The organism is Protofrankia sp. Cas4, assembly GCF_963555915.1.
GTDB lineage: Bacteria > Actinomycetota > Actinomycetes > Frankiales > Frankiaceae > Protofrankia.
Map to the genome: position 1 here is coordinate 15,341 of NZ_CAUVXL010000213.1, position 6,918 is coordinate 22,258.

Below are 6,918 nucleotides of genomic sequence, written 5' to 3' on the forward strand. Positions count from 1 at the left end.
TACTTATGTGCCTCCAGCTCCCAGGCGATCCAGGTAGCCCAACCCTCGTCCGGCTCGGCGGCGGAGATGAGGAAGTCCCAGCCGGGCGCGTCGGACGGCGTGTCGTCGGTGACCGCGCCGGCTCGTTCGGTCTCGGCGCTCAGACCCGCGGCCGGCACCTGCACCTGCACCTGCACCCAGGCCGTACCGGAGAACTTCGGAACCTCGACCTCGACCTTGCGGAACTCCCCTGGGTCGAGCCCGCGAAGCCGCTCGGCAACAGTCGAGGCGTACAGCTCGTCGGAGACGATGAGCGCAAGATCCTCGGACGGTATGTCCTGGAGCACCTGACGCACCGGTGGCGCGTCCACCAACCGGGCCGCCACAACGGTCGGCTGACCGGCGAACCCGGTGTCATCGATGATCACGTCGCCGTGGTGCAACGCCACCCGCAACCGGACCCGACCGGTGTCGTTACGGGTCCGGTTGTAGGCCCGTAGCGCAATTCGCAGCTCGCGGACGAAGTCCGCGGCGATCCTCGCCTTGGGGATGCCGGCGGCGACCACGCCGAGAAAGCCGTCGCCCCGGTCCTGCAACCGGACGGCGTCGGCGGGGATGCCGGTCCGCTCAAGGGCCTCATCGACGACCTCGCGCAGACCCCGGCGCCAGGCAAGCTGGACCAGGGTGCCGTGCTGACTGAACCGCACGGCGTCCAGAGCGAGCACGGTGTAGGGCATCGGAAGATCGTCGGGTGCGGTGAACCAGCCCGACGTGTCTGCGAAGGCTCGTGCCCGCGCGAACACCGGATTCCCCGGGTAGCGCTCCGCGGCGGCGACGAGAATCCGCTGCCGACCATTCGGTAACCCTTTGTTGTTGAGAAAGTTGTTCACCTCCGCCCAGAACGCCAGCGGCGTCTGCGCCGGCGCCCAGGACGGCTGGTCGAGTCGGTCCAGTCCGGCGCGTTCCAGTAACTGGACGGCGCTCAACGACGTCGCGAACGCACCCGCAAGCGCCCGGATCTCCTGGTCGGTCAACCGCTGCTCGCTCAAGGCTCCCCCGTGGGTCAGGCTCCCCGTACATGCCGCCGGGTACATGCCGCCGCGTACATGCGGCCACCCGCCCGGGTCACCCCACGCGGCACCGGACGCGTCATATTCGCATGTTATGACCGAGAGCACCGACCCCGGTCGCCCCAGGGTTCACCGCGCGCGCAGCGCGGTGGTACGATATCGTGTACCACTTTGGAGGTGAGGTAGCTGTGGCTGTCACCGCCAGCGAAGCACGCAAGCGCCTGTTCCCGCTGATCGAACAGGTCAACGCCGACCAGGAACCGATTGAGATCCTCTCCAAGCGCGGCACGGCCTACCTGGTGTCAGAGGCCCAGTTCCGGTCCATGCAGGAGACGGCTTACCTGCTGCGATCCCCCGCCAATGCCGCACACCTGGCGGCCAGCATCGCCGAGGCGGACGCAGGCGCCGTGGAGGAACACGAGCTGCTGGGCCCGTGAGGGTCGTTTTCACGTCGCGAGCCTGGGCCGACTACACGTCCTGGGCTGACGACCGCACGACGCTGCGCCGGATAAACCGCCTGATCGAGGAGTCGGCGCGCGACCCGGCCACCGGAATCGGTAAACCGGAGCAGCTGTCGCAGAATCTATCCGGGTACTGGTCGCGACGACTCACGGACGAATACCGTCTGGTCTACCATGTGCGCGGGGACGATCTGATCATTATTCAGGTTCGCTACCACTACTGAATGGCCCGTCCCCGCTCACGCGATAGGGTTCGACGCGACAGTGATCGGCATGGGGGGCGTTCCTGTGTTCCGCGGAACGCACTGACCAGCTCGTCGGGTCGCTGTTCAGCTGGGTGATCGGGCGTTCGCTGTCCCGTGTGCGCTGATCGCTACCGCGGTTGCGCTAGAAGCCCCGCCGGGTGGGTACCGGGCGGGGCTTGGTGGGCAGGTTGTCGGGGTGCTGTGCACCGTGTCGCGGTGGTCGTCAGTCCGCCGCCCCCTTATTCGGCTCTTCGCAGTTGGCCAGAGACCGCCTCCCGCGCCGCCCGCCCGCCGTGGCGACCGACCGTAACCGCATACGCAACCGCCACGTAATCAGACGACTACGACCTCTGGCCAACTGCGGAGAGCCCAATAAGACGAGTCTCCACTGACTCCTTGAGGCCGCCCACCGTTTGACCCCGCTCTCACCGTCCTCATGTGCACCCTCCAACAACTTCTCCAAGAACGTGCAGTTTTCCCGAACATCATTTCTCCGAATTCGGAGTCTGCCGAGCAACGTCAATATGCGATTGTCGCGCACTCAACCGCAACTGACCGCCCGTCGTATATCCGGCGCAGACAACAGTGATTTGCCGGCCTACACGTGGCCAATCAGACGGGAAAGTCCGCAGATCGGCGACGAACACGCGATCGACGACGCCGATCTCGCCCGAAGGTACTCGCACCCTCAACCCGTACGGCATATGGGCTACGACGATTGCCTGAACCACCGCCCACTTCTCCAGTCTGTCCACCATGCTCACTACCTACCACTCCATGGCAATCTAGCGAAGACATTAAACTCGTCGAAAAGTTCTTGAGGGATCACATACTCCAAATGATCTTCAGTTAGCCCCTCCCACACCTCGATCTTGCCAGCAGCGATGTTCCGCTGCAGCCATTCGGTCGGAACATCAGTCCTAAATCCGACTCCATGAGTATCACCCGCATGCATCTGAGCATATTCCATCGCGGTCTTTTCGTTACCAAAGTGAGCCGCACCGTCAAGTGAACCGTCGTCGGCACGCGGAAAATTCTTAGCATCCAAGCCATGATTTAGTTCAGAACTCCCCCGCTCCATCGGCGATGTCCGATAAATAGACGTGTAGTCGTTTCGGCCATTGTCGTCGGGGTTGGTGGGTGAGTCGGGGAAGGTCGGCGGGGCGGGAGGCTTACCGCCACCGGGTGGGCGGCCCTTGCCACCCGCGGCCGGATCAGGCCCGGGCTCGTCCGGCGGGCAGGCAGTCGCCAGCGGCGACGGACCCCCCACCAACGCGCAGCTACCGTCCGTACCCTGCCCAGACGCCCCATCCCCCGACGGCAACGAATCCGCACAAACCCCCGGCGCACACTCCTCAAGCTCCAACGGCTTCCCCGCCGCCGACCAACCATCCGGCGGCGCAATATTCGGCGACCCGACCACACCGGCCCCGCCGGCGCATGCTGCTTCAACTGCGGCAGCGGCATCGGTGGAATCCGGGGCTTCGGCAGCGGTATGGGCTTCAGCTGCGTACGAGGGTGTACCTGTACAACACGCCCACCAGAAGTAAACCGGGGCTTCACCGTCGGCTTGACATCAATAGCGCGATCATTCTGCGTAGCCGGCGAAAACTCAGCCGGCACAAGACCCGGAAACCAGGAATAGTCAAGCGGCACATCGGTCGTCGCCGGCGACGTCCTCGCCTGGGAATTCCCATAACGATCATATACATAGCCGGCAGCTACACCCAAAGCACCACCAACGACGACCGCCCCCACAATCGGCACCCACCCAGGCACCGACGCAACCACAGCCGCACCCGCAACCACCTCACCGGCGACCTCCACGACCGGCACCGCCGCCTCTTCCACCACCGTGGCCACCGCACCAACCCCGCGGGCACCCACCTTGAGGTCCCGCACACCCTCCCGGAAAAAATCCCCGGGCGAAAAATGGCCCGACGGGTCGTTGGAGGCCAGTGGGTTGGCGTTGCCGTACACATACCGGTTCGCCGAGATCCCCGACGTCAACGGCAGACCCACACTGTCCCGAGAGACAAACCCACCGGTCCCCGGGGTGTACCAGCGGGCCTCCGCACTCACCTTCGCCGTCGTCGGATCCGTCCACGACCCCTGAAACCCGACCCGCACATTCGCACTACCCGCGGTGGTCGGAACGCCGAACGGGTCGAACACCTTCTGATCGGTCAGCCCGGCGCCATTCGTGGTGAACGCCGCCACCACATCCCCGTGGGGGTCGGCCAGCGGCGCCCACGCCCCACCCGGCGTCCCCAGGCCGATCAGATCCCCATCCGGATCCCGGGCGTAGGTCGAGGTGCCGTCCGCGACCGGCTCCTTCTCGACCCCGGCGTAGCCCAGCGTGGTGCTGTTACGGACCGCGAGCCGATCCAACCCGTCATAACCGTACGTCGTCGTCCCCGACGTACTGTCCGACACCAGCCGATCAAACCCGTCAAAGCCCGGGCGTGGGCACAGCCATGGGTAGATGCGCCGCCGTCGAGTGTGGTGAACACGCAGCGATCGCAGCCAGCACGCTCACCGTCATCAACCCAACACAAAAGACCATCTTCGTTCCGCCGGGCACCCGATCCTTGGGCTACCAGAGTAGTCGACTGTAAAACATAAAAATCAGTATAAAACTTTCCAGGCTATCCGAACATGAACATTCTGGAAAAACCGCTACTTTTACCCAACAAATACGCAACAGCCCTACCTATTGGTTACCGTCGGTGCTCTGTCCTTGCCGCATGCAAGAGCGTTCCGAAGGAAGCGACGTGGAGCAGCAAGAACCTCCGCCAAAGGCGGAGCGATTCACCCCAAGGGATCTTCAGCGACCCCCTCAGTTCACCGGTCTAGATCATCAAGATATTTAAGAACAGCGCGCAGCAACTCCAGGTCAATCTCCCTCGATGTCGGCAACAAGAAATTCGTCCCCGTCTCCGTGAGACGGACTGCACATACTATTTCCCGCGGAACTCCTGAAACCAAAGTTCGACATTCAATATATTCATCCTCTTCGTGAATACTAATAAATAGAGAGATTCGATAACTGTCACCACCGACTATGATATTTGTCATCATGCCAAAAACCCTTCAAATTGTAATCTTCCACCCCGCATGCTCCAACGTGCACCCCATCCACTTGGATCCCAAAATTCACGCAAACTTCCTCCATAGTGATCAAAAGAAGGTTCCGTCGTTTCAATTGCTTCCGGGTTCCGAAGTAGATCCATCACCATCCTATCGCCGACCATTGTACGTTCCGCGTCGGATGCGAGACTCGGAAAGATGCTCGAATGCGCCGCCCCACGAGAAGGATCTGCATGTTTCTGAAGCGAGCGACCAGCGTTGCTCTGACCGCGGATAATATTTCCGTCCGCATCAAGTCTAGCCTTTCCATAGGGGGCTGATGCAGCATCATATAGCTGATCGGCCGAGTATTTACCAATGTCATCTTCGTCGGGGTTGGTGGGTGAGTCGGGGAAGGTCGGCGGGGCGGGAGGCTTACCACCACCGGGCGGGCGGCCCTTACCACCCGCAGCCGGATCAGGTCCAGGCTCGTCCGGCAGGCAGAGAATCGCCAGCGCCGACGGAACCTTCCGCAAGACACAGTTACCATCCGTACCCTGCCCAGACGCCCCATCCCCCGACGGCAACGAGTCCGCACAGACACCCGGCCCACACTCTTCAAGCTCCAACGGCTTCCCCGCCGCCGACCAACCATCCGGCGGCGCAATATTCGGCGACCCGACCACACCGGCCCCGCCGGCGCATGCTGCTTCAACTGCGGCAGCGGCATCGGTGGAATCCGGGGCTTCGGCAGCGGCGTGGGCGTCCTCAGCGTACGAGGGCGAACCTGTACAACACGCCCACCAGCAGTAGACCGAGGCTTCAACGCCGGCTCGATAACAGGATCACGAACAGGCGACGTAGCCGGCGAAACCACCGGCCACTCATCATCCGAATCGTCATAATCCACCCAGTGCGGCCGCGGCTCAACAGGCGGAGGCTTCGGCGCAGATTTCGGCGCAGAATCACCCGAAAGCAAAAACAGAGAACCGAAAAGTGCAAGCCCAAGGGCAACCGGTGCTCCCACTCCGGTCCCCGCCGCAACCGCTGCCCCACCGAGCAGAACCCCTGCAATCGCATCCTCAGGATCAGAACCCGGCGCGAAATGACCGGACGGATCGTTGTAGGCCAGCGGGTTCGCGTTGCCATACACATACCGGTTCGCCGAGATCCCCGACGTCAACGCCAGACCCACACTGTCCCGAGAGACAAACCCACCGGTCCCCGGGGTGTACCAGCGCGCCTCCGCACTCACCTTCGCCGTCGTCGGATCCGTCCACGACCCCTGAAACCCCACCCGCACATTCGCACTACCCGCGGTCGTCGGCACCCCGAACGGATCGAACGCCTTCTGATCGGTCAGGCCGGCACCGTTCGTGGTGAACGCCGCCACCACATCCCCGTGAGTATCGGCCAACGGCACCCACGCCCCACCCGGCGTCCCCAGGCCGATCAGATCCCCATCCGGATCCCGGGCGTAGGTCGACGTACCGTCCGCGACCGGCTCCTTCTCCACCCCGGCGTAGCCCAGCGTGGTGCTGTTACGGACCGCGAGCCGATCCAACCCGTCATAACCGTACGTCGTCGTCCCCGACGTACTGTCCGACACCAGCCGATCAAACCCGTCAAACGTCGTGGTCGCGGTCGTGCCGCCCGCGGTCCGGGTCGCCCGCGTCCCCCGCGCCGTATACGTATACGTCGCCGTCCCATCGGAGGTCAGCCGGTTGCGCTCATCAAAACTGGCGGCGGTCCCGTTCACCGCGGTGCGGTTCCCCGCCCCATCCCAGCCGTAGCTCGTCGTGACGTTCGCCGGGCTGGTCCACGACGTCAACCGGTCCGCCCGGTCATAGCCGTAGCTCTGACTCCCCGACCCCGCCAACCCGGCCGGGGACAGGGTTTCGGTCAGCCGATTGTCGTTGTTGTCGTAGCTGTAGGTCGCCGCCCGCAACGTCCCACCCGGCCCGGACAGCGTGTCCGCGGTCGTCCGACCCAGATTGTCGTAGCCGAAACTGCGAACCGCCCCACCCGACGCGTAGCTGACTGAGGTCAGCTGGTCGGCGTCGTCATAGCCCAACGACCGGGTCCCACCGGTGG

At 63.7% G+C, this 6,918-nt stretch carries 6 protein-coding genes; 2 read left to right on the top strand and 4 right to left on the bottom strand.

Annotation, left to right across the window (positions count from 1 at the left end; genetic code table 11):
* Positions 1-1,028 (bottom strand): effector-associated domain EAD1-containing protein (locus tag U9979_RS19565; RefSeq protein ID WP_322780537.1); only part of this gene is annotated, 1,028 nt, incomplete at its 3' end.
* A gap of 209 nt (positions 1,029-1,237) precedes the next feature.
* Here U9979_RS19565 and U9979_RS19570 point away from each other — a divergent pair.
* Together U9979_RS19570 and U9979_RS19575 are read left to right on the top strand one after the other, a co-directional pair.
* Positions 1,238-1,486: a type II toxin-antitoxin system Phd/YefM family antitoxin gene (locus tag U9979_RS19570; RefSeq protein ID WP_322749410.1), complete on the top strand. Its 249-nt coding sequence runs from the start codon at positions 1,238-1,240 to the stop codon at positions 1,484-1,486.
* Positions 1,483-1,734, top strand: a complete 252-nt coding sequence (locus U9979_RS19575) for a Txe/YoeB family addiction module toxin (protein WP_322780538.1) — start codon at positions 1,483-1,485, stop codon at positions 1,732-1,734. Before U9979_RS19570 ends, U9979_RS19575 begins: the two co-directional genes overlap by 4 nt.
* Before the next feature lie 784 nt (positions 1,735-2,518).
* On the opposite strand, the gene U9979_RS19580 is transcribed toward U9979_RS19575, so the two are convergent.
* From U9979_RS19580 to U9979_RS19590, 3 genes are all read right to left on the bottom strand, one after another.
* Positions 2,519-2,836, bottom strand: a complete 318-nt coding sequence (locus U9979_RS19580) for a hypothetical protein (RefSeq protein ID WP_322780539.1) — start codon at positions 2,834-2,836, stop codon at positions 2,519-2,521.
* Positions 2,812-4,191 carry an RHS repeat-associated core domain-containing protein gene (locus U9979_RS19585; protein ID WP_322780540.1) on the bottom strand — a complete coding sequence of 460 codons (1,380 nt, stop codon included), beginning with the start codon at positions 4,189-4,191 and terminating at the stop codon, positions 2,812-2,814. Before U9979_RS19585 ends, U9979_RS19580 begins: the two co-directional genes overlap by 25 nt.
* Positions 4,192-4,987: 796 nt before the next feature.
* Positions 4,988-6,918, bottom strand: a 1,931-nt coding sequence (locus tag U9979_RS19590; protein WP_322780541.1) for an RHS repeat-associated core domain-containing protein, incomplete at its 5' end; no start/stop codon positions are given.

Bases quoted from the DNA above. Each gene is read 5' to 3' on its own strand.
- U9979_RS19580 (WP_322780539.1), bottom strand. From the start codon at position 2,836: ATGGAGCGGGGGAGTTCTGAACTAAATCATGGCTTGGATGCTAAGAAT.